The organism is Klebsiella sp. P1954, assembly GCF_018199955.1.
Lineage (GTDB): Bacteria > Pseudomonadota > Gammaproteobacteria > Enterobacterales > Enterobacteriaceae > Klebsiella > Klebsiella pneumoniae.
In genome coordinates this window covers 2,802,284-2,827,777 of record NZ_CP073373.1, presented here as the reverse complement: position 1 = coordinate 2,827,777, position 25,494 = coordinate 2,802,284, and the positions used below count along the sequence as shown (strand labels likewise).

22 protein-coding genes are annotated in these 25,494 nt (G+C 57.0%); 14 read left to right on the top strand and 8 right to left on the bottom strand.

The window, feature by feature from the left end:
- Positions 1-9: 9 nt before the first annotated feature.
- The gene (ilvD, locus tag KB890_RS13530; protein ID WP_211778001.1) at positions 10-1,860 is read left to right on the top strand and encodes a dihydroxy-acid dehydratase; all 1,851 of its coding nucleotides are present in this window, start codon (positions 10-12) and stop codon (positions 1,858-1,860) included.
- A gap of 2 nt (positions 1,861-1,862) precedes the next feature.
- A complete protein-coding gene (gene ilvA / locus KB890_RS13525) occupies positions 1,863-3,407 on the top strand; it encodes a threonine ammonia-lyase, biosynthetic (protein WP_002883174.1) in 1,545 nt (514 codons plus the stop codon).
- On the opposite strand, the gene ilvY is transcribed toward ilvA, so the two are convergent.
- A complete protein-coding gene (gene ilvY, locus KB890_RS13520) occupies positions 3,404-4,294 on the bottom strand; it encodes an HTH-type transcriptional activator IlvY (RefSeq protein WP_002883176.1) in 891 nt (296 codons plus the stop codon). The two genes, ilvA and ilvY, sit on opposite strands and share 4 nt — an antisense overlap.
- Before the next feature lie 152 nt (positions 4,295-4,446).
- Here ilvY and ilvC point away from each other — a divergent pair, with 152 nt between their 5' ends.
- The gene (ilvC, locus tag KB890_RS13515) at positions 4,447-5,922 is read left to right on the top strand and encodes a ketol-acid reductoisomerase (RefSeq protein WP_002883178.1); all 1,476 of its coding nucleotides are present in this window, start codon (positions 4,447-4,449) and stop codon (positions 5,920-5,922) included.
- A gap of 202 nt (positions 5,923-6,124) precedes the next feature.
- On the opposite strand, the gene ppiC (KB890_RS13510) is transcribed toward ilvC, so the two are convergent.
- Complete coding sequence (gene ppiC, locus KB890_RS13510) at positions 6,125-6,406, bottom strand: peptidylprolyl isomerase PpiC (protein ID WP_002883180.1); 282 nt, start codon at positions 6,404-6,406, stop codon at positions 6,125-6,127.
- 51 nt (positions 6,407-6,457) lie between these two features.
- On the bottom strand, positions 6,458-6,739 hold the full coding sequence (ppiC, locus tag KB890_RS13505; RefSeq protein WP_002883181.1) for a peptidylprolyl isomerase PpiC: 282 nt from the start codon (positions 6,737-6,739) through the stop codon (positions 6,458-6,460).
- Positions 6,740-6,851: 112 nt separating this feature from the next.
- On the opposite strand from ppiC (KB890_RS13505), the gene rep reads away from it, so the two are divergent.
- Positions 6,852-8,873 (top strand): DNA helicase Rep, encoded by a 2,022-nt coding sequence (gene rep, locus KB890_RS13500; RefSeq protein ID WP_004181641.1) that lies wholly within the window; start codon positions 6,852-6,854, stop codon positions 8,871-8,873.
- A 4-nt stretch (positions 8,874-8,877) separates the two neighbouring features.
- Here rep and KB890_RS13495 read toward each other — a convergent pair whose 3' ends face one another.
- The 5 genes from KB890_RS13495 to rhlB form a co-directional block, all read right to left on the bottom strand.
- Entirely contained in the window at positions 8,878-9,600 is a 723-nt protein-coding gene (locus tag KB890_RS13495; protein ID WP_002883185.1) for a DUF554 domain-containing protein, read from the bottom strand.
- A 62-nt stretch (positions 9,601-9,662) separates the two neighbouring features.
- Complete coding sequence (locus KB890_RS13490; RefSeq protein WP_004181642.1) at positions 9,663-10,661, bottom strand: amidohydrolase family protein; 999 nt, start codon at positions 10,659-10,661, stop codon at positions 9,663-9,665.
- Between the two features lie 130 nt (positions 10,662-10,791).
- Complete coding sequence (locus KB890_RS13485; protein WP_002883211.1) at positions 10,792-11,718, bottom strand: LysR family transcriptional regulator; 927 nt, start codon at positions 11,716-11,718, stop codon at positions 10,792-10,794.
- Positions 11,719-11,737: 19 nt separating this feature from the next.
- Positions 11,738-13,246, bottom strand: a complete 1,509-nt coding sequence (gene gppA, locus KB890_RS13480) for a guanosine-5'-triphosphate,3'-diphosphate diphosphatase (protein WP_004150419.1) — start codon at positions 13,244-13,246, stop codon at positions 11,738-11,740.
- Positions 13,247-13,364: 118 nt separating this feature from the next.
- Positions 13,365-14,630 carry an ATP-dependent RNA helicase RhlB gene (gene rhlB / locus KB890_RS13475; RefSeq protein WP_002883222.1) on the bottom strand — a complete coding sequence of 422 codons (1,266 nt, stop codon included), beginning with the start codon at positions 14,628-14,630 and terminating at the stop codon, positions 13,365-13,367.
- Between the two features lie 341 nt (positions 14,631-14,971).
- Here rhlB and trxA point away from each other — a divergent pair, with 341 nt between their 5' ends.
- From trxA to rffA, 10 genes are all read left to right on the top strand, one after another.
- Positions 14,972-15,301, top strand: a complete 330-nt coding sequence (trxA, locus tag KB890_RS13470) for a thioredoxin TrxA (protein ID WP_002883224.1) — start codon at positions 14,972-14,974, stop codon at positions 15,299-15,301.
- 330 nt (positions 15,302-15,631) lie between these two features.
- A complete protein-coding gene (gene rho / locus KB890_RS13465; RefSeq protein WP_002883293.1) occupies positions 15,632-16,891 on the top strand; it encodes a transcription termination factor Rho in 1,260 nt (419 codons plus the stop codon).
- A gap of 240 nt (positions 16,892-17,131) precedes the next feature.
- Entirely contained in the window at positions 17,132-18,235 is a 1,104-nt protein-coding gene (gene wecA / locus KB890_RS13460; protein ID WP_002883295.1) for a UDP-N-acetylglucosamine--undecaprenyl-phosphate N-acetylglucosaminephosphotransferase, read from the top strand.
- 13 nt (positions 18,236-18,248) lie between these two features.
- Positions 18,249-19,295 (top strand): ECA polysaccharide chain length modulation protein, encoded by a 1,047-nt coding sequence (gene wzzE / locus KB890_RS13455; protein WP_002883296.1) that lies wholly within the window; start codon positions 18,249-18,251, stop codon positions 19,293-19,295.
- A gap of 56 nt (positions 19,296-19,351) precedes the next feature.
- A complete protein-coding gene (gene wecB / locus KB890_RS13450) occupies positions 19,352-20,482 on the top strand; it encodes a non-hydrolyzing UDP-N-acetylglucosamine 2-epimerase (RefSeq protein ID WP_002883297.1) in 1,131 nt (376 codons plus the stop codon).
- Complete coding sequence (gene wecC, locus KB890_RS13445; protein ID WP_004181644.1) at positions 20,479-21,741, top strand: UDP-N-acetyl-D-mannosamine dehydrogenase; 1,263 nt, start codon at positions 20,479-20,481, stop codon at positions 21,739-21,741. Before wecB ends, wecC begins: the two co-directional genes overlap by 4 nt.
- Entirely contained in the window at positions 21,738-22,805 is a 1,068-nt protein-coding gene (gene rffG, locus KB890_RS13440; protein WP_004181645.1) for a dTDP-glucose 4,6-dehydratase, read from the top strand. Before wecC ends, rffG begins: the two co-directional genes overlap by 4 nt.
- An 18-nt stretch (positions 22,806-22,823) precedes the next feature.
- Positions 22,824-23,705, top strand: a complete 882-nt coding sequence (rfbA, locus tag KB890_RS13435) for a glucose-1-phosphate thymidylyltransferase RfbA (protein WP_004181646.1) — start codon at positions 22,824-22,826, stop codon at positions 23,703-23,705.
- Positions 23,683-24,357, top strand: a complete 675-nt coding sequence (rffC, locus tag KB890_RS13430) for a dTDP-4-amino-4,6-dideoxy-D-galactose acyltransferase (RefSeq protein ID WP_004146507.1) — start codon at positions 23,683-23,685, stop codon at positions 24,355-24,357. The genes rfbA and rffC overlap by 23 nt, the downstream gene beginning before the upstream one ends.
- Positions 24,358-24,362: 5 nt before the next feature.
- Positions 24,363-25,493 carry a dTDP-4-amino-4,6-dideoxygalactose transaminase gene (rffA, locus tag KB890_RS13425; protein ID WP_002883310.1) on the top strand — a complete coding sequence of 377 codons (1,131 nt, stop codon included), beginning with the start codon at positions 24,363-24,365 and terminating at the stop codon, positions 25,491-25,493.
- The last annotated feature ends 1 nt before the right edge of the window (position 25,494 follow it).

Here is a 25,494-nt window from a genome sequence, read left to right as displayed (position 1 = left end):
AAAAAGAGCATGCCTAAGTACCGTTCCGCCACCACCACACATGGCCGCAATATGGCGGGCGCCCGCGCGTTGTGGCGCGCAACCGGAATGACCGATGCCGATTTCGGCAAACCGATTATCGCCGTCGTTAACTCCTTTACCCAGTTTGTCCCCGGGCACGTGCACCTGCGCGATCTCGGCAAACTGGTTGCCGAGCAGATTGAAGCCGCCGGTGGCGTGGCCAAAGAATTCAACACCATCGCAGTGGATGATGGGATCGCTATGGGCCACGGGGGTATGCTCTATTCACTGCCATCCCGCGAGCTGATCGCCGACTCGGTGGAGTACATGGTTAACGCCCACTGCGCTGATGCCATGGTTTGTATCTCCAACTGCGACAAAATCACCCCGGGGATGCTGATGGCCTCCCTGCGTTTGAATATTCCGGTGATCTTTGTTTCCGGCGGCCCGATGGAAGCCGGGAAGACCAAGCTGTCAGATAAAATCATCAAGCTTGACCTGGTGGATGCGATGATTCAGGGGGCGGATCCGAAAGTGTCCGACGAGCAGAGTAATCAGGTGGAACGCTCCGCCTGCCCGACCTGCGGCTCCTGTTCCGGGATGTTCACGGCGAACTCCATGAACTGCCTGACCGAAGCGCTGGGCCTGTCGCAGCCGGGCAACGGCTCTCTGCTGGCGACCCACGCCGATCGTAAGGAGCTGTTCCTAAACGCCGGGAAACGTATCGTGGAGCTGACCAAACGCTATTACGAGCAGGATGACGCTTCCGCGCTGCCGCGCAATATCGCCAGCAAGGCGGCCTTTGAGAACGCTATGACGCTGGATATCGCCATGGGCGGCTCCACCAATACCGTTCTGCACCTGCTGGCGGCGGCGCAGGAAGCTGAAATCGACTTCACCATGAGCGATATCGATAAGCTCTCCCGCAAAGTGCCGCAGCTGTGTAAGGTGGCGCCGAGCACGCAGAAATACCATATGGAAGATGTGCATCGCGCCGGCGGCGTGCTGGGCATTCTGGGCGAGCTGGACCGCGCCGGGCTGCTGAATCGCGAGGTCAAAAACGTCCTTGGCCTGACGCTGCCGCAGACCCTGGAACAGTACGATGTGATGGTGACCCAGGACGACGCGGTGAAAAAAATGTTCCGCGCCGGCCCGGCGGGCATCCGTACCACCCTGGCGTTCTCGCAAGACTGCCGCTGGGATACCCTGGATGACGATCGCGCCGAAGGCTGTATCCGTTCTCTGGAACACGCTTACAGCAAGGACGGCGGCCTGGCGGTGCTGTACGGCAATTTCGCAGAAAACGGTTGTATCGTGAAAACCGCCGGCGTGGACGACAGCATCCTGAAATTTACCGGTCCGGCGAAAGTATATGAGAGCCAGGACGATGCGGTTGAGGCCATCCTCGGCGGTAAAGTCGTGGAAAGCGACGTCGTGGTGATCCGCTACGAAGGGCCGAAAGGCGGGCCGGGGATGCAGGAGATGCTTTACCCCACCAGCTTCCTGAAGTCGATGGGGCTGGGCAAAGCGTGCGCGCTGATCACCGATGGCCGTTTCTCCGGCGGCACCTCAGGGCTCTCTATCGGTCACGTCTCTCCGGAAGCGGCGAGCGGCGGCAACATTGCGCTCATTGAAGATGGCGACATGATCGCGATTGATATTCCGAACCGCAGCATCCAGCTGCAGCTGAGCGATGCGGAAATTGCGGCGCGTCGTGAAGCCCAGGAAGCGCGTGGCGACCAGGCGTGGACGCCGAAGAATCGCCAGCGTCAGGTCTCCTTTGCCCTTCGCGCCTACGCCAGCCTGGCGACCAGCGCCGACAAAGGCGCGGTACGCGATAAATCCAAGCTGGGTGGCTAATCATGGCGGATTCACAACCCTTGTCCGGCGCTCCTGAGGGCGCCGAGTACCTGCGAGCAGTGCTGCGCGCGCCGGTTTATGAAGCGGTGCAGAAAACGCCGCTGCAAAAAATGGATAAGCTCTCGTCGCGGCTGGATAACGTTATTCTGGTGAAGCGTGAAGATCGCCAGCCGGTACACAGCTTTAAGCTGCGCGGCGCTTACGCGATGATGTCCAGCCTGACTGCCGAACAGAAATCCCACGGGGTGATCACCGCTTCGGCGGGCAACCATGCCCAGGGCGTGGCGTTTTCCGCATCGCGGCTGGGCGTTAAGGCGCTGATCGTGATGCCGGTAGCGACCGCCGATATCAAAGTCGATGCCGTTCGCGGCTTTGGCGGCGAAGTGCTGCTGCACGGCGCCAACTTTGACGAAGCGAAGGCGAGAGCGATTGAGCTGGCGCAACAGCAGGGTTTTACCTGGGTGCCGCCGTTCGATCACCCGATGGTCATCGCCGGACAGGGAACCCTGGCGCTGGAGCTGCTGCAGCAGGATGCCCATATTGACCGCGTATTCGTCCCGGTGGGCGGCGGCGGTCTGGCAGCGGGCGTGGCGGTGCTGATCAAGCAGCTGATGCCGCAGATCAAAGTGATCGCGGTGGAGGCGGAAGATTCTGCTTGCCTGAAGGCGGCGCTGGACGCAGGCCATCCGGTGGATCTGCCGCGCGTCGGCTTGTTTGCCGAAGGCGTGGCGGTCAAACGCATCGGCGATGAAACGTTCCGTTTATGCCAGGAGTATCTGGACGATATCATCACCGTCGATAGCGATGCTATCTGCGCGGCGATGAAGGATCTGTTCGAAGATGTGCGGGCGGTGGCGGAGCCTTCCGGCGCGCTGGCGCTGGCGGGGATGAAAAAGTATATCGCCCAGCATAACATCCGCGGCGAGCGTCTGGCTCATATTCTGTCCGGGGCCAACGTCAACTTCCACGGCCTGCGCTACGTGTCCGAGCGCTGCGAGCTCGGGGAACAGCGCGAAGCGCTGCTGGCGGTGACGATCCCGGAAGAGAAAGGTAGCTTTTTGAAGTTTTGCCAGCTACTGGGGGGCCGCTCAGTGACGGAGTTCAACTACCGCTTTGCCGATGCCAAAGACGCCTGTATTTTTGTCGGGGTACGGCTGAGTCGTGGCCTGGAAGAGCGGAAAGAGATCCTCCAGTTACTGAACGACGGCGGCTACAGCGTGGTGGATCTCTCTGATGATGAGATGGCTAAGCTGCATGTGCGCTATATGGTCGGCGGCCGGCCGTCAAAAGCGCTGCAGGAGCGGCTGTTCAGCTTCGAGTTTCCTGAATCGCCGGGGGCGCTGCTGAAATTCCTGCATACCCTTGGCACCCACTGGAATATTTCACTGTTCCACTACCGCAGCCACGGCACTGACTATGGTCGGGTACTGGCGGCCTTCGAGTTGGGCGAGCACGAGCCGGACTTTGAAACTCGTCTCAATGAGCTGGGCTATGAGTGCCACGACGAAACGCATAACCCGGCATTCCGCTTTTTCCTCGCGGGTTAGTGGTTGGGAAGAATTTTCCAGAAAGCATCAATAAGCGGCTCATGCAGCCGCTTTTTTTGTGCGCAAACACCCAGCTCAAACGGCGTTTGCTCATCGCTGCGCTCCAGGATCATCACCCTGTTGCGTACCGGCTCCGGACTGTTCTCCAGCACCACTTCCGGCAGCAGCGCCACGCCGCATCCCAGGGCGACCATCGACACCATCGCTTCGTGCCCGCCGACGGTGGCGTAGATCGACGGATTGCTGATTTTATGCCGCCGAAACCACAGCTCGATGCGCCGACGTACCGGCCCCTGGTCGGCCATGATAAAGGGCACTGTCGACCAGTCGGGGCGCTCGACGGTCACCTGGTTGCGCACCGGGCAGGGAAGGGCCGGGGCAATTAACACCACGGCGAGGTTCTCCAGCATCGAAAACGCCACCGACCCTGGCAGAGTCTCCGGCTTACCGGCAATCGCCAGGTCGGCTTCGCCGGTGACGACCTTCTCCATAGCGTCGGCGGCGTCGCCGGTCGAGAGCTTGATCTCCACCGAGGGGTGCGCGGCGCGAAAGCGGTCGAGGATCGGCGGCAGATGGCTATAGGCGGCGGTGACAGAGCAGAAGATGTGCAGCTCGCCGGAGAGCGAAGGGCCCTGCTGATCGATGACGTGACGAAGCTGCTGATACTGCAATAAAGTCTGTTGGGCAAAGGTACGTAACTCTTCCCCGGCTTCGGTAAGGGTCACCGTGCGATTATCTCGCACGAACAGCGGCTGGCCGAGGTCCTCTTCCAGACGTTGGATCTGGCGCGAAAGCGTCGACGGGCTGACGTGCATGGCCCGCGCGCTGCGGCCAAAATGGCGGCTTTCCGCCAGATGCAGAAAGGTTTTCAGATCGCGTAAATCCACGGCGCGTACTCCCCGGTTTTGTATTTCATAAAATGCAACGTGACGTTGTGAATATATCAATTTCCGCAATAAAATTCCTGTCATATAGTAAGTTCATTCTCGCAAAAGCGAACCGAACAATAAGCACGACACAACATCACGGAGTTACAGACATGGCTAACTACTTTAATACACTGAACCTGCGCCAGCAGCTGGCACAGCTGGGCAAATGCCGCTTTATGGCGCGCGACGAATTCGCCGATGGCGCAAGCTACCTTCAGGGTAAAAAAGTGGTCATCGTCGGCTGCGGCGCGCAGGGCCTGAACCAGGGTCTGAACATGCGTGACTCCGGCCTGGATATCTCCTATGCGCTGCGTAAAGAAGCGATCGCTGAGAAGCGCGCCTCCTGGCGTAAAGCGACTGAAAACGGCTTCAAAGTCGGCACTTATGAAGAGCTGATCCCGCAGGCCGACCTGGTGGTTAACCTGACGCCGGACAAACAGCACTCAGACGTTGTGCGCTCCGTACAGCCGCTGATGAAAGACGGCGCAGCGCTGGGTTACTCCCACGGCTTCAACATCGTGGAAGTGGGCGAGCAAATCCGTAAAGACATCACCGTGGTGATGGTGGCGCCGAAGTGCCCGGGCACCGAAGTGCGTGAAGAGTACAAACGCGGTTTCGGCGTACCGACGCTTATCGCGGTACACCCGGAAAACGACCCGAAAGGCGAAGGCATGGCGATTGCCAAAGCATGGGCTGCGGCGACAGGCGGCCACCGCGCGGGCGTGCTGGAATCTTCCTTCGTGGCGGAAGTGAAATCTGACCTGATGGGCGAGCAAACCATCCTTTGCGGCATGCTGCAGGCGGGTTCTCTGCTGTGCTTCGACAAGCTGGTGGCGGAAGGTACCGATCCGGCGTATGCAGAAAAACTGATTCAGTTCGGCTGGGAAACCATCACCGAAGCGCTGAAGCAGGGCGGCATCACCCTGATGATGGATCGCCTCTCCAACCCGGCGAAACTGCGCGCTTATGCGCTGTCCGAGCAGCTGAAAGAGATCATGGCGCCGCTGTTCCAGAAACACATGGACGACATTATCTCCGGCGAATTCTCCTCCGGCATGATGGCGGACTGGGCGAATGATGATAAGAAACTGCTGACCTGGCGTGAAGAGACCGGCAAAACCGCCTTCGAAACCGCGCCGCAATATGAAGGCAAAATCGGCGAGCAGGAGTACTTCGATAAAGGCGTTCTGATGATCGCGATGGTGAAAGCGGGCGTTGAGCTGGCCTTCGAAACCATGGTGGCCTCCGGCATCATCGAAGAGTCTGCTTACTACGAATCACTGCATGAGCTGCCGCTTATCGCCAACACCATCGCCCGTAAGCGTCTGTATGAGATGAACGTGGTTATTTCCGATACCGCTGAATATGGTAACTACCTGTTCTCTTACGCTTGCGTACCGCTGCTGAAAGAGTTCATGACCACCCTGCAGACCGGCGACCTGGGCACAGCGATTGCCGAAGGCGCGGTAGATAACGCGCAGCTGCGCGATGTGAACGAAGCGATTCGCAGCCACGCTATCGAGCAGGTTGGTAAGAAACTGCGCGGTTATATGACCGATATGAAGCGTATCGCGGTAGCCGGCTAATTCCTCGTCGTCTTTCGACTTGCCGATGCGTTGGCTACGGTACGTACACCCCAGTCACATAGTAATCTTTGTTCCTGGGGATGTACTTCCTTGCCGCCTTCCGGCAAGCCGAAATCCATAGAGGCATGGATTTGTTTAGTAGGCCTGATAAGCGAAGCGCCATCAGGCAAAAACCCGGAGATTAAGATCCCCGGGTTTTTTATTATTTCCGGTACAGCACTTTGATGATGTGGTAGCCGAACTGGGTATGCAGCGGGCCGGTTGGCTCCAGTTCAGGGCAGGAGAAGACCACTTTATCGAAGGCCGGTACCATCTGGCCCTGGCGGAACTCACCCAGATCGCCGCCGCGTTTGCCTGACGGACAAATGGAGTGTTTCTTTGCCAGCTTGCCGAAATCGGCGCCGTTTTTGAGCTGCTCGAGCAGATCGAGCGCCAGTTTCTCTTCTTTTACCAGGATATGCAGTGCTGCCGCGGTTTTAGCCATGATTGCGCCTTGAGTGAGTTGGGATAAATCAGGGCGCCATAGTATCACGCGCTAGCGGCGATACAGCACCTTGATGATGTGGTAGCCGAATTTGGTTTTCACCGGGCCATAGGGTTTGAGCAGCGGACAGCTGAAGACGGCTTGATCAAACGGACCGACCATCGCGCCTTGCTGAAACTCGCCTAAGTCGCCGCCGTTGCGGCCAGACGGACATTTAGAATAGCGTTTCGCCAGATGATCGAAGCTGACGCCCCGCTCCAGTTTGGCGAGGATCTCCAGCGCCAGTTTCTCTTCTTTGACCAGGATATGCAGGGCCGCTGCGCTTTTTGCCATGACATCATTCTCAGGATGGTTTGCGTGGCTGACACTTTACCATCAGTCAGTAAATCTCGGCTCCGCTTTCTGCTACAATCCCCACCCCGTTCGAAGATTGAGCAAGACTCCCATGCGTTTAAACCCTGGCCAACAACAAGCCGTCGAATTCGTCACCGGACCGTGCCTGGTGCTGGCGGGCGCCGGTTCCGGTAAGACCCGCGTTATTACGAATAAAATCGCCCACCTGATCCGCGGCTGCGGCTATCAGGCGCGCCATATCGCGGCCGTGACCTTTACCAACAAAGCCGCGCGCGAGATGAAAGAGCGCGTTGGGCAAACGCTGGGGCGCAAAGAGGCGCGTGGCCTGATGATTTCCACCTTCCACACTTTGGGGCTGGATATCATTAAGCGCGAATACGCTGCGCTGGGTATGAAGTCTAACTTTTCCTTATTCGACGATACCGACCAGGTGGCGCTGCTTAAGGAACTGACCGAAGGGTTGATCGAAGATGACAAAGTGGTGCTTCAGCAGCTGATCTCGACGATCTCCAACTGGAAAAACGATCTAAAAACCCCGGCGCAGGCCGCCGCTGGCGCGAAAGGCGAACGGGATCGTATTTTCGCCCACTGCTATGGGCTATACGACGCGCACATGAAGGCCTGCAATGTCCTCGATTTTGACGATCTGATCCTGCTGCCAACGCTGCTGCTGCAGCGCAACGAGGAGGTGCGCGAGCGCTGGCAAAATAAGATCCGCTACCTGCTGGTGGATGAGTATCAGGATACCAATACCAGCCAGTATGAGCTGGTGAAACTGCTGGTGGGTCAGCGGGCGCGCTTTACCGTGGTGGGCGATGACGACCAGTCGATCTACTCGTGGCGCGGCGCGCGGCCGCAGAACCTGGTGCTGCTCAGCCAGGACTTCCCGGCGCTGCAGGTGATCAAGCTTGAGCAGAACTACCGCTCATCCGGGCGTATTCTGAAAGCCGCCAATATTTTGATCGCCAATAACCCTCACGTCTTTGAAAAGCGGCTGTTCTCCGAACTGGGATATGGCGCGGAGCTGAAAGTGCTCTCCGCCAACAATGAAGATCATGAAGCGGAGCGCGTGGCCGGGGAGCTGATCGCCCACCACTTCATTAATAAAACCAATTACAAAGACTACGCGATCCTTTATCGCGGCAATCACCAGTCGCGGGTCTTTGAAAAGATGCTGATGCAGAACCGCATCCCGTACAAAATCTCCGGCGGCACGTCGTTCTTTTCGCGTCCGGAAATTAAAGATCTGCTGGCCTATCTGCGCGTGCTGACCAACCCGGACGACGACAGCGCCTTCCTGCGTATCGTCAACACGCCGAAGCGCGAGATCGGCCCGGCGACGCTGCAAAAGCTCGGTGAGTGGGCGATGGGCCGCAACAAAGGCTTGTTCACCGCCAGCTTTGATATGGGTCTCAGCCAGACGCTGACCGGGCGCGGCTATGAATCCCTCACCCGCTTCACCCACTGGCTACGCGAGATCCAGCAGCTGGCCGAACGCGAGCCGGTCAACGCCGTGCGCGATTTGATTCGCGGGATCGACTACGAATCCTGGCTGTATGAAACCTCACCCAGCCCGAAAGCCGCGGAAATGCGCATGAAAAACGTCAACCAGCTGTTTACCTGGATGACCGAGATGCTGGAAGGCAGCGAAATCGATGAGCCGATGACCCTGACCCAGGTGGTCACCCGCTTTACCCTGCGCGACATGATGGAGCGCGGCGAATCGGATGAAGAGCTGGATCAGGTGCAGCTGATGACTCTCCATGCGTCAAAGGGGCTGGAGTTCCCCTACGTCTATCTGGTGGGAATGGAAGAGGGATTGCTGCCGCACCAAAGCAGCATTGATGAAGATAACGTCGATGAAGAGCGACGGTTAGCCTACGTTGGCATCACCCGTGCGCAGAAAGAGCTGACCTTTACGCTCTGTAAGGAGCGCCGGCAATATGGCGAACTGGTGCGTCCTGAACCGAGTCGTTTTCTGCTGGAGCTACCTCAGGACGACCTTATCTGGGAGCAGGCACGCAAAACCATTACGCCTGAAGAGCGGATGCAAAAAGGCCAGGCCAACGTCGCTAATATTCGGGCGATGCTGGCAAAGGCGAAAAAAGCTTAGCGTCTCAGGCGATAAACTGCTGCCAGGCGGCGGAGAAGGGCATCACCAGTATTAGCGAGGGCAGCATATTGGCGGTAGGGAAGGCACGGATCCCGCACAGACGGAAACCGGTCGCCAGCATAATGATGCCGCCGCAGGCGGTGAAGTCGGCGATCATCGACGGATTGATTAACGCCATGATAAAGGTTGCCGCGAAAAACAGGATAACGAAAACAATCAGCTGGGGAATAAAGATCACGGTGATGATATACCCCAGCGTGGAGGCGAAAATCGCGGCAGTAAAAAAGTCGAGGATCGACTTGGTCAGCAGAATGGTCGGGTCGCCGGTCATCCCTTCGGTTAAGGCGCCGAAGATGCCGGTACCGCTGGCGCAGAACAGGATCAGCACGGCGATAAACTGATTCATAAAATCTTCCGCACCGACGCTGGCGCTGGACTGCGCCGGAAAAATACGTTCAATGGGGCTGCGCAGCGTTGTTCCGGCTCGTTCAATCCATTTTTCAATATTCAACAGGCCGCCGATAATCGTGCCGACAATAATAGCCAGGGCAATCGGCGGCAGGTTATGCAATTTATTGACAAAGAATATGCCCATACTGATTGAGATCAGTCCGGCGATCAACGGTAAGGTTTTTTTGAAATGTTCCGGAATAAAACGATTCAGTGAAGCGCCCGCCAGCGCACCAACGAGAAGCGAGCCGCTACAGACAAATATACCTATAGCCATAATTTATTTTCCCTAATAAAAATCAGGGCCTGAATATACAGGCCCTGAAATATTTAAATTAATTATTTAATGTTAAATACGCGGCTGGCATTACCCCAGGCGATTTTCTCTTTCAGGCCTGCTTCAAGTTCTAAAGGATCAAACCAGTCGCAGGCCTGATGAATATCTTCATACGGATAATCGACAGAGAACATCACGCGATCGGCGCCCATGACTTCAATAGCATTATTCAGTGAATGGGTATTGAAATGGCCGCTGGTGGTAACGATGAAGTTATTCTGCAGGTAGTGCATTAACGGTTTTTCCGCTTTACCCAGACCGCAGCCGAAACGCTGACGATAGAGACGATGTTGAGTGCGCGGCAGCATATGTACCAGCCCTTCGCCGAGGTGACCCAGCACCAGATTGAGGTTAGGATAACGATCGAACAGACCGCTCATCATCAGACGAATAGCATGCACTGCCGTTTCCTGAGCGAAGCCCCAGGCAGAGCCGATCAGGCTTTCGTAACCGGTATAGATGCCACGCGCCGGGCCTTCCAGCGGTTCACGAGGATGCAGATAGACAGGCACGTTCAGCTCGTTGACCTTATCCCAGAATACCAGCATGGATTCGTCATCAAGATACAGGCCATGCTCGCTATCTTTAACGTTGGTGTAGCCGTTGATCAGCGCACCTTTCATGCCTAACTTTTTCACGGCGCGCTCCAGCTCTTCCGCCGCGGCTTCCGGGTTCTGCAATGCCAGGGTGGCGAAGGCGCTGAATTTGTCCGGATTTGGCTTAACATAATTCTCAACGATAAAATCGTTGGTATCGCGGGCAAAAGAGACGGCTTTGGCTTTATCTAAAATAGACTGGGCGCCAGGTGAAGTCAGAGAAAGAATTACATGATCAATATGACGCTGCGCCATTTCTTCCAGCTGAATGCTGCGATCCAGCAGGCGGCGTTCAACATCTTTCATATATTCTGTGCCGTTACGACCTGCTTCACCAGATGAATCCCACAGACGGTTATTTTCAGGAGTGGATACGTGTTCTTCTAAAGCAATTTTTCCGCGCATGATATTTTCCTTGCGATATGAGTCAGTGTGGCTTGATGCGAGGAGAATAAAAGCTTTCACGTATTACCAGCAATAAACCAAACGTAATAGGGGTTATTAATAAAACCAATACACGGGCGTATTTTGTTACTTAGATTTTAATAGAAGTACTCTGCTGTGCGGGATCGGCAAGCGTAGCGATCAGCGAGCGTAGCCAGATATGTCCGGGATCGCGGTGCAGCCGCTGATGCCAGACCTGACGGATGGCGATTTTGGCGAGGGGAAAAGGCAGCGGCCAGCTGCGGCAGGGATAGCGCCGGGTGATATGCCGCGCCACCTGTTCCGGGACGACGGCAATCATATCGCTTTCGGCCACCAGCTCACCGGTACCTAAAAAACTTGGTAACGTTAGCGCAATGCGCCGGGGCATGTGGTGCTCATCAAGCAGCTTATCCATATCGCCATGGGCAGTCCCCTCCACGCGGATCGCCAGATGCTTTTCCTGGCGCCAGTCTTCGGCGCGGAGCTGTGCGCGAATGCGAGGATGGTTTTCCGCAGCCAGGCAGACATATGATTGATCGAAGAGATGTTGCTGGTAGACGCTTTCCGGAAGCTGCGTCAGATAGCCGATCGCGAGATCGCATTTCCCGGATTCGAGGGCGTTGAGGGTCTGCTCATCCAGATTCTGTACCGTAAAGGTGATCCCGTCCGCCGCCTGCTGCTGGAGCGCAATTTGCAATAAAGGCAGCAGCGTCATTTGGCTGATATCGGTCATACCGATCGTAAAATTACGCTGGCTCTGCTGGGGAAGAAATTCAGGTTTGACCGCTAAATCGTTATCGGCAAGCTGGAGAAGAGTCGAGATGGTGGGGGCGATCGCGTCCGCTCGCGGCGTCGGGATCATCCGCTGCCCGACCCGGACAAACAGCGGGTCAGCAAAATGATCTCGTAGTTTTTTCAGCAAAAGGCTGCCGGTGGGCTGGCTGATATCGAGCGCGTCCGCTGCTGGGGAAACATTGCCCAAGCGGTAGAGCGCAGAGAAAAAGCGTAGCGATTTGAAATCCAGTTCTTCCCGCATCCGCCCTCCTGGCTGGATATTATTTCAGCGTATCGCCGCTGGCGACCCGAAGTATCCAGTGGACGTAGCTTTGCCACTGACACTCCTGATCGACCATCTCCCGACCCAGCGGATGTTCATCCAGCCAGTTTCCCGGCAATATCAGCGTCAGTTGTTCGTCTTGAGCGGTCAGCTGAATGGCGGGCAACAGATCGTCGCGCCGCCGGCTGGCAAACAGGATTGCCAGTCGCAGCAGACGACACAGATGCTCAGCCACCCGCGGTGGGACGGCATTCTGTTGATGAAGCGAAGAGAGGTCGATAGCGTTAGTCTGGTTAAGGAGCAGCGTGGCAATCAGCTTCTTCTGCGCCGGGGTAAAGCCCGGCAGGTCGAGGTTATTGACCAGATAGGCGGCGTGTTGCGGCGCGCGCTTAAAATCCACGCTCAGCCCAATCTCATGCAGCGCACAGGCGCTAAGGAGTAAATCACGGCTTAGCGGATCCAGCTCCCAGCTGCCATCCAACTGACTGAGCAGATGACTGGCAAGGCCGCCGACGCGCTGGGCCTGTTCGGTGTCGATCATAAAACGACGCTGAATATTACGCAGCGTGCGGCTGCGGATGTCCTGCTCAACGGAGAGATGCAGCATGCCGTACACCAGGCCTTCGCGTAACGCGCCGCCCGCGAGGGTCATACACTGAATATTCAGTTCGCTGAAGATAGCGATCAGGATCGCCAGCCCGCTAGGAAACACCAGCGCCCGCTCAAGGGTTAAGCCTTCGATCTCCAGCTCTTCCAGACGTCCGCACTGGATAGCGCGCTGTTTAAGCTGCTGGAGTTTGGCGAGGGTGATTCGTTCATCCATCCCCTGCGCCATCATAATTTCCTGCAGAGCCTGAACGGTGCCGGAGGCGCCAACGCACACTTTCCATCCGTGATAGCGCAGCACATCGGCGACGGGCAGTAGCACCTCGCGCGCAGCCGCTTCGGCGAGATCGAAATTCTCTTTCGTCAGACTACGGTCGGCAAAATAGCGTTCAAGCCAGGTGACACAGCCCATCGACAGGCTAAACAGCGAGGTTGTTTGTGCGCCGGTCCCGGTCACCAGCTCGGTGCTGGCGCCGCCGATATCGACCACCAGGCGCTGATCGGCGCCGCCGGTGGTGTGGGCGACACCCTGGTAAATCAGGCGCGCTTCTTCTTCGCCGCTGATCACTTGCACTGGAGTGCCGAGGATCTCCTGCGCTTTCGCCAGAAACTCTCCCGCATTGACGGCAAGACGCAGCGTGGCGGTGGCCACGACGCGGATTTGCGTCGGCGGAATATCCTGCAGGCGCTCGGCAAACAGGCGTAAGCACTGCCAGCCCCGTTCCATCGCTTCTGCGGAGAGGGTGTTGTCGCTATTCAGGCCGGCGGCCAGTCGAACCTTACGCTTAATGCGGCTCAGCGTCTGGATGCTGCCCGCCACCTCGCGCACCACCAACATATGGAAACTATTGGAGCCCAAATCAATGGCGGCATATAGCGAGGTGGAGCTCATACTCTTCATCGTTCAGAAGGCTCCCTGGTCGGCGGGGCGCTTAGGCCCGATCCACATCACTGAGCGGGTCGCCAGAGGAAGGTCGCCCTGGCAGATTCTGAATGACTGAGCGTATGGCATAGATCTCTTAACCTGAACGACGACGATTGCGCGGTGGACCGTTACGGCGCGGGCCGTTGCCTGGGCGCGCACGGGTCAGACGCAGCGGCTTAGGCAGGTCGGTCATCAGCGCGTCCGGGTTGTACTTACTGACCGGAATTGAGTGACCAATATAGGTTTCGATCGCCGGCAGATTCAGCGCATACTCTTCGCAGGCGAGGCTAATGGAGTGACCGCTGGCGCCAGCGCGACCGGTACGGCCGATGCGGTGAACGTAATCTTCGCAGTCGTCCGGCAGATCGTAGTTAAAGACGTGGGTCACGGCCGGAATGTGCAAACCACGAGCGGCAACATCGGTCGCGACCAGAATATCGAGGTCGCCACGGGTAAATTCTTCGAGAATGCGCAGACGTTTTTTCTGCGCCACGTCGCCGGTCAGCAGACCTACGCGATGGCCGTCGGCGGCGAGATGGCCCCAGATATCTTCGCAACGGTGCTTGGTATTGGCGAAAACGATGGCGCGATCGGGCCACTCTTCTTCCAGCAGCGTCTGCAGCAGGCGCATTTTTTCTTCGTTGGACGGGTAGAAGAGCTCTTCTTTAATACGGTGGCCCGTTTTCTGTTCCGGCTCGACTTCAACGTACTCGGCGTTATTCATTTGTTCGAACGCCAGTTCGCGGACGCGATAAGAAAGGGTCGCGGAGAACAGCATGTTCAGGCGCTGAGTGGCCGGCGGCATGCGGCGGAACAGCCAGCGGATATCTTTAATAAAGCCGAGATCGTACATGCGATCGGCTTCGTCCAGCACGACAACCTGAATGGCGCCGAGGTTAATGTGGTTCTGCTTCGCGTAATCGATCAGACGACCAGTGGTACCGATCAGAATATCGACGCCGCTTTCCAGCACTTTCAACTGCTTATCGTAGCCGTCGCCGCCGTAAGCCAGACCCAGCTTCAGACCGGTGGCCTGCGCCAGTGGCTCAGCGTCGGCGTGGATCTGTACCGCCAGTTCACGCGTCGGCGCCATAATCAGCGCGCGCGGTTGGTTAACCTGGCGATCGGCGATAGCCGGGTGAGAGAGAAGATAATGAAACGTTGACGTCAGGAACGCCATCGTTTTACCGGTACCGGTTTGCGCCTGCCCGGCGACATCGCGGCCTTCCAGCGTCAGCGGAAGGGCGAGGGCCTGAATGGGTGTGCAATTATGAAACCCTTTCTTTTCAAGGGCTTCAATGACTGCCGGGTGCAGGGCGAAGTCGGAAAACTTCTGTTCTGTTAAATGTGTTTTGCTCATAGTGTGGTAGAATATCAGCTAACTATTGCATTAAGAAAGCGTATCCGGTGAAATAACGTCAACCTTTCGTTGGCGGTGTACGAAATTATTCAAGGTACGTCTACGGTAACTGAACGAATCCAGGATAGCTTAGACTACTAAGCGAGTCGGGAGCGATAAATCTGCAGCATGCAGTTCGCGTTCGGGCACCCTGGCGTCAACAGGCGAGTCCATGATGGATTGCGCCAGTTGGCAGGCCAGAGAATTGAGGTATCCTGAAGAATAGCGTGCATAACGTAGCCGCAGCGCGTCGTTGATGGCTACGACACCAACACACCAGGCTTATTCCTGTGGAGTTAAATATGAGCGATAAAATTATTCACCTGACTGACGACAGTTTTGACACGGACGTACTCAAGGCTGACGGGCTGACCCTCGTCGATTTCTGGGCAGAGTGGTGTGGTCCGTGCAAAATGATCGCCCCGATTCTGGATGAGATCGCTGAAGAGTATCAGGGCAAACTGACCGTAGCTAAGCTGAACATTGACCAGAACCCGGGCACTGCGCCGAAATACGGCATTCGCGGTATCCCAACCCTGCTGCTGTTTAAAAACGGCGAAGTGGCGGCCACTAAAGTTGGCGCCCTGTCCAAGGGTCAGCTGAAAGAGTTCCTCGACGCTAACCTGGCGTAAGCAAATTGCTGTTCCGGCGTCCAGATTCCTATTTTTTGCGGAACTCTGGACGCCCGGCTGGAGTCGTGCTAAGTTAATCCACAGACTTCGTTTTAAACATACCTTGTTTGAATCTTGTTTTACCCGAAGCATCCCGCATAAATGCGCGTGAAGCTAATAATTCCGGGCTTTTCACTCATTCCGTCTAGTCGTTTCAGTTCTGCGTTCTTTCCTGTGACCAGGCAACGTACAGACACGAGATGAAGGCCGTTAACAGGCATGGAAGTTCCTGCCATACCATTCACAACATTAAGTTCGAGATTTACCCCGAGTTTAAGAACCCACACCACTATGAATCTTACCGAATTAAAGAATACGCCGGTTTCTGAGCTGATTACTCTCGGCGAAAATATGGGGCTGGAAAACCTGGCTCGTATGCGTAAGCAGGATATTATTTTTGCCATCCTCAAGCAGCATTCGAAGAGTGGCGAAGATATCTTTGGCGACGGCGTACTGGAGATACTGCAGGATGGATTTGGATTCCTCCGCTCCGCAGACAGCTCCTACCTCGCCGGCCCTGACGACATCTACGTATCCCCCAGCCAAATCCGCCGTTTCAACCTCCGCACTGGTGACACCATTTCCGGTAAGATTCGTCCTCCGAAAGAGGGTGAACGTTACTTTGCGCTGCTGAAAGTTAACGAAGTTAACTACGACAAGCCGGAAAACGCGCGTAACAAGATCCTGTTCGAGAACTTAACGCCGCTGCACGCGAACTCTCGCCTGCGTATGGAGCGTGGTAACGGTTCTACCGAAGACTTAACCGCTCGCGTACTGGATCTGGCCTCCCCGATTGGCCGCGGCCAGCGTGGTCTGATCGTCGCGCCGCCGAAAGCCGGTAAAACCATGCTGCTGCAGAACATCGCGCAGAGCATCGCATACAACCACCCGGACTGTGTCCTGATGGTACTGCTGATCGACGAACGTCCGGAAGAAGTGACCGAGATGCAGCGTCTGGTGAAAGGTGAAGTGGTTGCTTCCACCTTTGACGAGCCGGCATCCCGTCACGTGCAGGTTGCCGAGATGGTTATTGAGAAAGCGAAACGTCTGGTTGAACACAAGAAAGACGTTATCATCCTGCTCGACTCCATTACCCGTCTGGCGCGTGCCTACAACACCGTGGTTCCGGCTTCCGGTAAAGTGTTGACCGGTGGTGTGGACGCCAACGCTCTGCACCGTCCGAAGCGTTTCTTTGGTGCGGCACGTAACGTCGAGGAGGGCGGTAGCCTGACCATCATCGCCACGGCGCTGATCGACACCGGTTCCAAAATGGACGAAGTTATCTACGAAGAGTTTAAAGGCACCGGTAACATGGAACTGCACCTCTCTCGTAAGATTGCTGAAAAACGCGTCTTCCCGGCTATCGACTACAACCGTTCCGGTACCCGTAAAGAAGAGCTGCTTACCACTCAGGAAGAGCTGCAGAAAATGTGGATCCTGCGCAAAATTATCCATCCGATGGGTGAGATTGATGCGATGGAATTCCTCATCAATAAGCTGGCAATGACCAAGACGAATGATGACTTCTTCGATATGATGAAGCGCTCGTAAGGTAAAAAAAGCCAAAAACGCCACGCCTTTGCGTGGCGTTTTCATTTTTGGGTTTGTATGATCCAGAGACAGAGAAAGCGGGACGAAAGTTGTCGTATAATGGCGCCGGATAGCAGGCGGAGACAGCTTTAACAGACTAAAATCTATACAATAAATTTGTAATGTTCTGCTTTTCCCCTTCTGGAGTTGGGGCATCATCGCTATACTTCCCGGATTAACTATGCTGAGAGCACATGCGTTGTGAATTTACTCACTGCTATTACTGAATTAATCAGTATTTTCTTATTCACGACCCTCTTTATTTTTGTCGCGCGGAAAGTGGCAAAAAAGATCGGGTTAGTGGATAAACCCAACTATCGCAAACGGCATCAGGGGTTGATTCCGTTGGTCGGTGGTATCTCAGTTTATGCAGGTATCTGTTTCACTTTCGCCATCGCCGATTATTATATTCCTCACGCCTCGCTGTATCTGGCCTGCGCGGGGGTATTGGTGCTGGTTGGCGCGCTTGACGATCGCTTCGACATCAGCGTGAAAATTCGCGCGGTCATTCAGGCCGCGATCGCCGTGATTATGATGATGGCAGGGAATCTGCATCTGAGTAGTTTGGGCTTTATTTTTGGCTCGTGGGAACTGGTGCTGGGGCCCTTCGGCTTCTTCCTGACGCTGTTTGCCGTCTGGGCCGCTATCAATGCGTTCAACATGGTCGATGGTATCGACGGCCTGCTCGGCGGACTGTCATCGGTCTCTTTTGCGGCGACCGGGATTATTCTTTGGTTTGATGGTCAGTACAGCCTGGCGATGTGGTGTTTCGCGATGATCGCCGCCATTCTACCCTATATTCTTCTCAATCTTGGCGCCCTCGGCCGCCGCTATAAAGTCTTTATGGGTGACGCTGGCAGCACGATGATTGGCTTCACCATCATCTGGATCCTGCTGGAAACCACGCAAGGTAAAACGCATCCCATTAGCCCGGTGACCGCGCTGTGGATTATCGCTATCCCGCTGATGGACATGGTGGCGATTATGTATCGCCGCCTGCGCAAAGGCATGAGTCCTTTCTCACCGGACCGTCAGCATATTCATCATTTGATCATGCGCGCCGGGTTTACTTCCCGCCAGGCGTTTGTCCTGATTACCCTGGCCGCCGCCCTGCTGGCGCTGGTTGGCGTCGTGGCGGAATACACCCGCATTGTGCCGGAATGGGTGATGTTAATTCTCTTTTTGGTAGCCTTCTTTCTTTATGGCTACTGTATTAAGCGCGCCTGGAAAGTGGCGCGCCTGGTTAAGCGCATCAGACGCAGAATTCGGCGACACAGCGGCAATAATCCGAAACTAACCAAGTAGAGCTGGGGATGTGATGACTCAACCATTACCGGGAGCACAAGCAGTGAACGTTGAGAACGAGCTGGATATTCGCGGGCTGTTTCGCGCTTTATGGGCAGGAAAAGGCTGGATAGTCGGCGGCGCCGTACTCTTCGCCGCCATCGTGCTGGTGTACACCTTCTTTGCTCGCCAGGAGTGGAGCGCCACGGCGATCACCGATCGGCCTACTGTCAATATGTTGGGGGGATACTATTCCCAACAGCAGTTCTTACGCAATCTGGACATTAAAGCCGACCTCGCCTCGGTCGACCAGCCTTCCGCCATGGATGAAGCGTATAAAGAGTTCATCATGCAGCTGGCCTCCTGGGATACCCGGCGCGATTTCTGGCTGCAAACGGACTACTACAAGCAGCGTCAGTCGGGTAATGCCCGCGCTGATGCGGCGATGCTGGATGACCTGATTAACAATATCCAGTTTATGCCAGGCGATGCGGCCAAGAGCATTAACGACAGCGTCAAACTGACCGCCGAGACCGGGCAGGATGCCAATAATCTGTTGCGTCAGTATGTGGCCTTCGCCAGCCAGCGGGCGGCAGGCCATCTTAACGACGAACTTAAAGGCGCCTGGGCGGCGCGGACGGTGCAGATGAAGGCGCAGGTGAAGCGCCAGGAAGAGGTGGCCGAGGCCATCTTCAACCGCCGGACGCACAGCGTGGAGCAGGCGCTGAAGGTGGCTCAGCAGCACAATATTTCACGTAGCGAAACGGATGTTCCTGCCGATCAGTTGCCGGATTCAGAGCTATTTTTATTGGGCAGGCCGATGCTGCAGGCCAGGCTGGAAAACCTGCAGGCCGTCGGGCCGGAATATGACCTCGATTACGACCAGAACCGCGCCATGCTGAGCACGTTGAACGTCGGTCCAACGTTAGATCCGCGTTTTCAGACTTACCGGTATTTGCGGACGCCGGAAGAACCTGTAAAACGCGATAGCCCGCGCCGTGTATTTCTGATGGTGATGTGGGGGATTGTGGGTGCGCTCATCGGCGCAGGCGTGGCGTTATCGCGTCGTCGTGTCCTGTGATTGCGGCCTGTGGTGAAGGGCAGATGACCTTCATCGCCTAATCGAAGAGAATCGATGTGAAAGTACTAACTGTATTTGGCACGAGGCCGGAAGCCATCAAGATGGCGCCTCTGGTCCATGCGCTGGCAAAGGATCCTCATTTTGAGGCGAAAGTATGCGTGACCGCGCAGCATCGGGAGATGCTCGATCAGGTGTTGAAACTTTTCTCTATTGTCCCGGACTACGATCTCAACATCATGAAGCCGGGGCAGGGGCTGACCGAGATCACCTGTCGCATCCTTGAAGGGCTGAAGCCGGTGCTGGAGTCGTTTAAACCCGACGTGGTGCTGGTGCATGGCGATACCACCACCACCATGGCGGCGAGCCTGGCGGCGTTTTACCAGCGGATACCGGTGGGTCACGTAGAGGCCGGCCTGCGCACCGGCGATTTAAGTTCGCCGTGGCCGGAAGAAGGCAACCGTACGTTGACCGGCCATCTGGCGACATACCATTTCGCCCCCACGGAAACCTCGCGGCAGAACCTGCTGCGGGAAAATATTGCCGACAGTCGCATCACGGTTACCGGGAATACGGTCATTGACGCCCTGTTCTGGGTGCGGGATCGGGTGCTGGGTGATGAAGCGCTACGGGAGACCCTGCTGCAGCGCTATCCTTTCATCAGCCACGGTAAAAAGATGATTCTGGTTACCGGCCACCGGCGGGAAAGCTTTGGGCTTGGTTTTGAACAGATCTGCCAGGCGCTGGCCGAGATAGCCCATACCCACCCTGAGGTGCAGATTGTCTATCCGGTTCACCTGAATCCTAATGTCAGCGAGCCGGTGAATCGTATTCTTGGTCATATTGACAATGTGATGTTGATTGAACCGCAGGATTACCTGCCGTTCGTCTGGCTGATGGATCGCGCCTGGCTGATCCTGACCGATTCCGGCGGCATTCAGGAAGAGGCCCCCTCGCTGGGTAAGCCGGTGCTGGTCATGCGCGATATGACCGAACGTCCGGAAGCGGTGGCCGCCGGCACCGTGTGTCTGGTGGGCACCGACAGCCAGCGCATCGTCGCGGAAGTGACGCGACTGCTGGAGGATGATGCTGCATACCAGGCGATGAGCCGCGCGCATAATCCCTATGGCGATGGCGAAGCATGTCGTCGCATTTTGTCTGCACTTAAAAATAATCAGGTAACGCTATGAGTTTTTCTACCATTTCAGTGATTGGCCTTGGCTATATCGGGCTGCCAACCGCTGCCGCGTTCGCCTCCCGGCAGAAGCGGGTGGTCGGCGTTGATGTTAATCAACATGCCGTGGAGACCATTAACCGTGGAGAGATTCATATCGTGGAGCCAGATCTGGCGAGCGTGGTGAAGACCGCGGTCGAGCAGGGGTATTTAAGCGCCACCACCACCCCGGTGGAGGCGGATGCTTACCTGATTGCCGTGCCGACGCCGTTTAAAGATCGCCACGAGCCGGATATGGTGTTTGTCGAGTCGGCCGCCAAATCTATTGCGCCGACGTTAAAGAAAGGGTCGCTGGTGATCCTCGAGTCCACTTCGCCGGTCGGGTCGACCGAACAGATGGCCGAGTGGCTGGCGGAGATGCGCCCGGATCTTAGCTTCCCCCAGCAGGTGGGTGAAGCGGCGGACGTGAATATCGCCTACTGCCCGGAGCGGGTATTGCCCGGTCAGGTGATGGTCGAGCTGATTAAAAACGACCGCGTTATCGGCGGCATGTCGCCGGTCTGCTCCGCTCGCGCCAGCGAGCTGTATAAAATCTTCCTTGAAGGCGAATGCGTGGTGACCAACTCGCGCACCGCCGAGATGTGCAAGCTGACGGAAAACAGCTTCCGCGACGTCAACATCGCTTTTGCCAACGAGCTGTCGCTGATTTGCGCCGACCAGGGGATTAACGTCTGGGAGCTGATCCGCCTGGCGAACCGCCATCCGCGCGTCAATATCCTGCAGCCGGGCCCGGGTGTTGGCGGCCACTGTATCGCCGTCGACCCATGGTTTATCGTGGCGCAAAACCCGCAGCAGGCGCGTCTGATCCGCACCGCTCGCGAGGTCAACGACCACAAGCCGGAATGGGTTATCGAACAGGTGAAAGCGCAGGTGGCGGACTGCCTGAATGCCACCAACAAGCGGGCCAGCGAACTGACGATCGCCTGTTTTGGCCTCGCTTTTAAACCGAATATTGACGACCTGCGCGAAAGTCCGGCGATGGAAATTGCCGCGCAGATTGCCCGCTGGCACAGCGGCACGACCCAGGTGGTTGAGCCCAACATTCACGCGCTGCCGAAGAAACTCGATGGACTGTGTACGCTGGCGCCCCTTGAGGCGGCGCTGGCCAGCGCCGATGTGCTGGTGATGTTGGTCGATCATAACCAATTTAAAGCCGTTAGCGGCGATAGCGTCACCCAGGCGTTTATCGTCGACACCAAAGGAGTGTGGCGGTGAGAACCATTCTGGTCACCGGCGGCGCGGGCTTCATTGGTTCGGCGGTAGTGCGGGAGATTATCCAGCACACCGCCGATCGCGTGGTGGTGGTGGATAAACTGACCTACGCCGGCAATTTAATGTCGCTGGCGCCGGTGGCGCAGGATGCGCGTTTCGCCTTTGAACAGGTGGATATCTGCGACCGCGCCGAGCTGGATCGCATTTTTCGTCAGCATCAACCGGATACGGTGATGCACCTGGCGGCGGAAAGCCATGTCGATCGTTCGATTGACGGCCCGGCGGCGTTTATCGAGACCAATATCGTGGGCACCTATACGCTGCTGGAGGCGGCCCGTAGCTGGTGGAATACCCTGGCTACGGCGCAAAAATCGGCGTTTCGCTTCCATCACATCTCCACCGATGAAGTGTATGGCGATCTGCACGGCAGCGATGATTTCTTTACCGAGACCACGCCCTATGCGCCAAGCAGCCCCTATTCGGCTTCGAAAGCCAGCAGCGACCACCTGGTGCGCGCCTGGCTGCGAACCTATGGCCTGCCGACGCTTATCACCAACTGCTCAAATAACTACGGCCCGTATCACTTTCCCGAGAAGCTGATCCCGCTGACGATCCTTAACGCGCTGGCGGGCAAGCCGCTGCCGGTGTATGGCAATGGACAACAGATCCGCGACTGGCTGTACGTGGAAGATCACGCCAGAGCGCTGTATCTGGTGGCGACCCGCGGCGAACCGGGCGAAACTTACAATATCGGCGGTCATAACGAACGTAAAAATATCGAGGTGGTGGAAACCATTTGTCAGCTGCTGGAAGAGCTGGCGCCGGATAAGCCGCAGGGCGTGGCGCACTATCGCGATCTGATCGCCTTCGTTGCCGATCGTCCGGGCCACGATCTGCGCTATGCCATTGATGCCTCGAAGATTGCCCGCGAGCTGGGCTGGACGCCGGCAGAGACTTTCACCTCCGGTATGCGTAAGACCGTGGCGTGGTATCTGGCGAACGAGGCCTGGTGGCGTCGGGTTCAGGACGGAAGCTATCAGGGCGAGCGTCTTGGGCTGCAAAGCTAATCATCTCTGGGGGGAATGATGAAAGGTATTATTCTGGCGGGCGGTTCCGGAACGCGGCTACATCCCATCACCCGCGGCGTATCGAAGCAGCTGTTGCCGATCTACGATAAGCCGATGATCTACTACCCGCTGTCGGTATTAATGCTGGCCGGGATCCGTGAGATCCTGATTATCACCACGCCGGACGACCTACGTGATTTCCAGCGTCTGCTCGGCGATGGCTCAGAGTTTGGCATTGCGCTGCACTATGCCGTACAGCCGACGCCGGATGGTTTAGCCCAGGCGTTTATCATCGGTGAAGCCTTTCTTAACGGCGAACCGGCGTGTCTGGTGTTAGGCGACAATATCTTCTTCGGCCAAAGCTTTAGCCCGAAGCTGCGCAGCGTCGCTGCCCGCACGGAAGGGGCGACGATTTTTGGCTATCAGGTGATGGATCCTGAGCGCTTTGGCGTGGTGGAGTTTGATGATAACTTCCGTGCGCTATCGCTGGAAGAGAAGCCGAAGCAGCCGAAGTCGAACTGGGCGGTCACCGGTCTCTATTTCTACGATGGCAAGGTGACGGAGTATGCCAAACGGGTCAAACCATCCGAGCGCGGCGAGCTGGAAATCACCTCCATCAACCAGATGTATCTGGAGGATGGCGCATTGACCGTCGAACTGCTTGGACGCGGCTTTGCCTGGCTGGACACCGGCACCCACGATAGCCTGATCGAGGCCAGCATGTTCGTGCAGACCGTCGAGAAGCGCCAGGGCTTTAAAATCGCCTGTCTGGAAGAGATCGGCTGGCGTAACGGCTGGCTGGACGACGACGGCGTCAAACGTGCGGCGAAGCAGCTGGAAAAAACCGGCTACGGCCAATATCTGCTGGATCTGCTCCGTGCCCGTCCGCGCCAGTATTGACCCCCTGGAGTGGGAGAACCGCTTCTTTGCCGTGAACAGCGCGATCGTGCGCTTTGACGAGCACGCGCCGCGGCTGACGCCTGAGGCGCTGGCGGGGTGGTCGCGAGTGCAGGCGAAGATCGCCGCCAGCGACACCGTCCGGCTGGACGCGCTGCAGCGGCTGGGTTTTCAGCTGGTGGAAGGTGAGGTCGATCTGGCGCTGCCGGTGGGCAGCCCTGCAGATGCCGGCGCAGACGTCGCCGTGGAAGCGGATATTGCGCCGCTGCGCGAGCAGGCGGCGCAGGCATTTGCCATGAGCCGCTTTCGCGCGCCCTGGTACGCTGCCGACGCCAGCGGCCGCTTCTATGCCCAGTGGATTGAAAATGCGGTGCGCGGCACCTTCGATCATCAGTGCCTGATTTACCGCCATCCTGAGGGCGATATTCGCGCCTTTGTCTCCCTGCGGCAGATCACTGCGACCGAAGCGCGTATCGGCCTGCTGGCCGGACGCGGCGCCGGGGCGCAGTTGATGCAGGCGGCGCGGTACTGGGCCGCCTCGCGCGGACTTTCTACACTGCGGGTGGCGACCCAGATGGGCAACACCGCCGCGCTTAAACGTTATATTCTCAGCGGTGCTAACGTGGAAAGCACCGCCTACTGGCTATACAGGTGACCCCCATGATCCCATTTAACGCGCCGCCGGTGGTTGGAACCGAGCTTGATTACATGCAGTCTGCGATGAACAGCGGCAAGCTGTGCGGCGACGGCGGCTTTACGCGCCGCTGCCAGCAGTGGATGGAGCAGCGATTTGGCACGGCAAAAGCGCTACTGACCCCTTCCTGCACGGCTTCGCTGGAGATGGCCGCGCTGCTGCTGGATATCCAGCCGGGCGACGAAGTGATTATGCCCAGCTATACCTTTGTCTCCACCGCCAACGCCTTTGTGCTGCGCGGGGCGAAAATCGTCTTCGTTGATATCCGTCGCGATACGATGAATATCGACGAAACGCTCATCGAAGCCGCCATCACCGATAAAACCCGGGCGATTGTCCCGGTGCATTATGCCGGCGTAGCCTGCGAGATGGACACCATCATGGCCATCGCCGACAAATACAACCTGTTTGTGGTGGAAGACGCCGCACAGGGGGTGATGTCCACCTACAAGGGGCGCGCGCTGGGCACCATCGGCCATATCGGCTGCTTCAGCTTCCATGAAACCAAAAACTACACCGCCGGCGGTGAGGGCGGGGCGACGCTGATCAACGATCGCACGCTGGTGGAACGCGCGGAGATTATTCGCGAAAAAGGTACCAACCGCAGCCAGTTCTTTCGCGGCCTGGTGGATAAATATACCTGGCGGGACATTGGCTCCAGCTATCTGATGTCCGACCTGCAGGCCGCCTATCTGTGGGCGCAGCTGGAAGCGGCGGAGCGCATCAACCAGCAGCGCCTGGCCCTGTGGCAGAACTACTATGATGCGCTGCTGCCGCTGGCGCGCGCCGGGCGTATCGAACTGCCGACGGTTCCGGCCGACTGCGGGCAAAACGCGCACATGTTCTACATTAAGCTGCGTGATATCGAGGATCGCAGCAGACTGATCGCCTGGCTGAAAGAGGCGGAGATCCTCGCGGTATTCCATTACATTCCCCTGCACAGCTGCCCGGCAGGCGAACAGTTCGGCGAATTCCGCGGTGAAGACCGCTACACCACTCAGGAGAGCGAGCGTCTGGTACGCCTGCCGCTGTTTTACAATCTGTCTGTGGTGAACCAGCGGACGGTGATTAACTCGCTGCTGAGCTACTTCTCCTGAT